This is a genomic window from Natronomonas sp. (genome assembly GCF_036625485.1).
GTDB lineage: Archaea > Halobacteriota > Halobacteria > Halobacteriales > Haloarculaceae > Natronomonas.
In genome coordinates this window covers 1-3,815 of the sequence record NZ_JAZKTR010000197.1, presented here as the reverse complement: position 1 = coordinate 3,815, position 3,815 = coordinate 1, and the positions used below count along the sequence as shown (strand labels likewise).

Annotated in this window: 4 protein-coding genes; all 4 read left to right on the top strand. The window is 65.1% G+C overall.

All coding sequences use genetic code 11. The features are described 5' to 3' along the window. Nucleotides 1-1,346: VC_2705 family sodium/solute symporter (locus V5A53_RS13620; RefSeq protein WP_332314162.1), on the top strand; the 1,346-nt coding region annotated here is incomplete at its 5' end. A gap of 2 nt (nucleotides 1,347-1,348) precedes the next feature. Then, a complete protein-coding gene (locus V5A53_RS13615; protein WP_332314161.1) occupies nucleotides 1,349-1,807 on the top strand; it encodes a universal stress protein in 459 nt (152 codons plus the stop codon). 90 nt (nucleotides 1,808-1,897) lie between these two features. Continuing rightward, entirely contained in the window at nucleotides 1,898-2,125 is a 228-nt protein-coding gene (locus V5A53_RS13610; RefSeq protein ID WP_332314160.1) for a hypothetical protein, read from the top strand. 87 nt (nucleotides 2,126-2,212) lie between these two features. Next, the gene (locus V5A53_RS13605) at nucleotides 2,213-3,388 is read left to right on the top strand and encodes a lactate 2-monooxygenase (RefSeq protein WP_332314159.1); all 1,176 of its coding nucleotides are present in this window, start codon (nucleotides 2,213-2,215) and stop codon (nucleotides 3,386-3,388) included. Nucleotides 3,389-3,815 lie beyond the last annotated feature (427 nt).

The window sequence follows — 3,815 nt, the reverse complement described above, 5'->3', positions numbered from 1 at the left end:
ACTTCGTCGGCGACCGGTTCAACTCGCCGACCGCACGCGCGCTGGCGGCCTTTACGACGCTGCTCATCGCGTACGTCTACTCCGTCGGCCAGGCCCGCGGTATGGGGCTGGTCGGCCAGTACGTCTTCGGGCTCGATATCATCCCGATGATCATCGTGATGATGACGATCACGGTCGGCTACCTCGCACTGTCCGGCATGCTGGGCGCGACCAAGAACATGGCCGTCCAGTACGTCATCCTCATCATCGCGTTCCTCGCGGGCGTCTACGTCGTCGGGTTCACGCAGGGTTACTCGACGATTCTCCCGCAGGTCGAATACGGTGCGCTCATCGCCGACCTCGGCAACGAGTTCTCCGAACCGTTCCGCGGTGCGAGCTACTACCTCTGGGTCGCGACGGCCTTCTCGCTCGTCGTCGGGACCTGCGGCCTCCCGCACGTGCTGGTGCGGTTCTACACGGTCGAAAGTGAGCGGACCGCCCGCTGGTCGACCGTCTGGGGCCTGTTCTTCATCCTCCTGCTCTACTGGGCCGCCCCCGCGATGGCGGCCTTCGGCGTCGACCTCTTCGAGGTGACGCAGGGCGCCAGCGCCTACGCCGCCGAGGGCGGCATGTCCGGCGCGGAAGGTGACGTCATCGTCGTGCTGGCCGCACAGTTCGCTAACCTACCGTCGTGGTTCGTCGGTCTGGTCGCTGCCGGTGCGATGGCGGCCGCAATCGCGACCACCGCGGGTCTGTTCATCACGGCCTCATCGGCGGTCGCACACGACATCTACACGGAACTGATCAACCCCGACGCGAGCCAGCGCCAGCAGATTCTCATCGGCCGGCTGACCATCATCGCCATCGGCGCGCTCGTGACGGTCACCGCGTTCAACCCGCCGGCGCTTATCGGCGAGTTGGTCGCGTACGCCTTCTCGCTGGCCGGTGTCGTCCTGTTCCCGATGTTCTTCCTCGGTCTCTGGTGGGAGAACACCAACCGACAGGGCGCCCTGGCCGGCATGAGCGTCGGCCTGCTGCTGTGGATCACCTCGATTATCAACAGCGTCCTGCCGAACTACATCGGTGCGCTCGAAGCCGTCGCTGGCGAAGGCGGTGCAATCGTCCCTATCTACGCGCAGTACGTCCCGCCCATCGGGGCCGCGCTCATCGGGACGCCCGTCGTCTTCCTCGTGACCATCGTCGTCTCGCTGGCGACGCCCGAACCGCCGATGGAGACCAAGCGGCTGGTCCGGCAGTGTCACAGCCCCGAACCGATGGGTCAACAGCAGACCGCACAGGACGTCGTCACCGACGGTGGCGACGAGGAGCTGGCGACTGACGGTGGGCAGGAGACCACCGAGGAATAACGATGTACGAGAAAATACTCGTTCCGACCGACGGCAGCGACACGTCCGAAAACGCTGTCGAGCACGCGCTCGACATCGCCGAGCAGTACGGCGCGGAGGTACACGCCCTCTACGTCGTCGATACCGATTCCATGAGCCTCGCGCTCGGTGCCGAGCAACTGGACCGCATCGAGCAGGGCCACTTCGGCGAGATGGAGGAGGTCAAGGACAAGGCCGACGCCGCGACCGGCTACGTTGCCGAACGCGCCCACGACCGCGGCCTCGAAACCGTCGAGCACATCTCGTCGGGCAAGCCCCACGAGAAGATCGCCAGTTACGTTGAGAACAACGACATCGATCTCGTCGTGATGGGCAGTCACGGTCGTTCCGGCGTCAAGCGTGCCATCCTCGGCAGCGTCACCGAACGGACGCTCCGCTCGACGCACGCGCCCGTCCTCGTGGTCGACGTCCAAGAGGAATAGCCACGCAAGACTGACGGCGGTTCCACGCCACGTTTCTTTTATGACAAACTACGTACCGACATCTCGGAGGAGCCACCGGAGGCCCCGGTCATGAGCATCGTCGACCGACTCCGCGAGCACGTCGAGGAGAACCAACTGGGTATGCTCTACGACCTGCTGTTCGCCTTGGTGTGGGTCGCGCTGGTGGACGCCCTCTTCCGGTTCGTCTTCACGACCGCACCGCAGTGGGCGTACTACCTGTTTCTGGTCGCCGGCATTCCGGCGTACTTCGGGTTCTTCTGGTCGCTGGAGTTGGCGAAGGCACAGCAGCAAGACTGATTCAGGTCCTGGGGTTTTCCGGTCGCTTTCTGCTTCCCACCTATCCGCGTCCCGTACCTCTAAGCGCCCGCGTACGAATCCCGAATTATGGGCGAGCAATTCGGCAACCGGAAGGTCAATCAGGTGTATCGCGAGGGGATGTTCGAGGGCAAGACGCCCGACTTCCCTGTCAGTTACGAGGACCTACGCGAGGCGGCCCACGAGTCGATGGACGAGACCGCCCGCGCGTACATCCACGGCGGCGCGGGCGCCGAGGAGACCTTCAGGAAGGAACAGGACTTCTCGGCGTGGCGCATCGTCCCCCGGATGCTGCAGGGCGTCGCGGACCGCGACCTCTCGACGGAGGTCATGGGTCAGGAGATCGACTACCCCGTGATGGTGACGCCGCTGGGCGTCCAGACGCTGGTCCACGAGGAGGGCGAACTCGCCACCTCGGCGGCCTGCGACGAACTGAACGTCCCCTTCATCCTCTCGTCGCTCTCGTCGACGCCGATGGAGGACGTCGCCGAAGCGCTGGGTGACACGCCGAAGTGGTTCCAGTTCTACTGGTCCTCCGACGAGGACATCGCGCGGTCGTTCCTCAACCGCGCCGAGGAGTCGGGCTACGACGCCATCGTCGTCACCGTCGACGCGCCGACGCTCGGCTGGCGCGAGCGCCTCATCGAACGCGGTTACTACCCCTTCCTCGAAGGCGAGGGCGTCGCCAACTACTTCTCGGACCCCGCGTTCCGCAGCCAACTCGACGACCCGCCGGAGGAGGACCCGCAGGCCGCCGTCGACCACTTCCTCGATATCTTCGGCGACTCCTCGCTGACGTGGGACGACCTCGAATTCGTCTTCGAGAACACCGACCTGCCCGTCCTCATCAAGGGCGTCCTGCACCCCGAGGACGCCCGGAAGGCCGTCGACGCCGGCGCGGACGGCGTCGGCGTCTCGACGCACGGCGGCCGGCAGGTCGACGGCTCGATTACCGCCATCGAGGCGCTACCGGAGATCGTCGACGAGGTCGGCGACGAGGCGACGATTACGTTCGACTCCGGGATTCGGCGTGGTTCTGATATCTACAAGGCGCTGTCGCTCGGTGCCGACGCGTGTCTCATCGGTCGGCCCTTCATCTACGGGCTCGCGCTGGGTGGGCAGGACGGCGTGCATCACGTTCTGGAGAACCTGATTGCGGACTTCGACCTCTCGATGGGGCTTGCCGGTCGGGACGACGTTGACGATTTAGACCGGGACTCTCTTCGCCACGAAGACGACCTCTAGAATTCGCTGACCGCTTTTAAATAGAGCTTGGTGACTTGTCCGACAACAACACCTCCGAAGCCCTCAGCCGGCTGGCGGTCGCTAAGCGGGATATCCTCACTTCGTTCGGATAGGGCCCGCTTAGCGACTCCCCTTCGGCGCCAGCCGACTTCGCCCTTCGATTCCGCCGAGGACCGCACCGCAGCCACGAACCTCCCCAACCGACTCCCTCCTTCGCATCGCTCAGTCGGTCGTCCCTCGCACGGTTTCGTCCGACCGCCGTTCGCGAAGGCGCTCACGGCGGTCGGCCAGCGCGCGCCATTTATAAATATCAACTGGCCGGGAGGAGGGTCGGCCGCATGGCAGACCCTGCGACATGCGCGGCGCGTAGCGCCGCGAACCCGCCGAGGGCTTTCCGGCTGTTCGCGGTCAAGCGGTCGCCAAGCTT